The organism is Marinomonas sp. 5E14-1 (assembly GCF_039939215.1).
Lineage (GTDB): Bacteria > Pseudomonadota > Gammaproteobacteria > Pseudomonadales > Marinomonadaceae > Marinomonas.
Genome location: NZ_JBDXMW010000038.1, coordinates 1 through 400, shown reverse-complemented (window position 1 = coordinate 400; position 400 = coordinate 1). Strand labels below are relative to the sequence as shown.

At 47.8% G+C, this 400-nt stretch carries 1 protein-coding gene; it reads left to right on the top strand.

Annotated elements, in window-relative coordinates:
* The coding region (locus tag ABFY09_RS15140) for a hypothetical protein (protein ID WP_347985103.1) at nucleotides 1-400 on the top strand (400 nt) is incomplete at both ends.

Sequence of the window (400 nt, the reverse complement as noted above, 5' to 3'; positions counted from 1 at the left end):
CTGATACTGATACTGATACTGATACTGATACTGATACTGATACTGATACTGATACTGATACTGATACTGATACTGATACTGATACTGATACTGATGCTGATGCTGATACTGATACCACAGCGCCAGCGACACCGTCAGTGACGATCACAGAAGATGCGAACAGTGATGGCTTCATCAACAATAGTGAAGCCGACGGTGCAGTCAATGTCACTATCTCTCTTGCAGATACTGGAGCGGTTGCGGGCGATACGTTGACAGTGAATGGTACAGAGATCGAATTAACAGATACTGATATCGAAGCGGGCTCTGTAGACACGACGGTTGAAGTGGTTGCGGAAGGCGAGACGGTCACAGTGACGGCAACGATTACTGATGCTGCGGGCAACACCTCAGCAGAAGG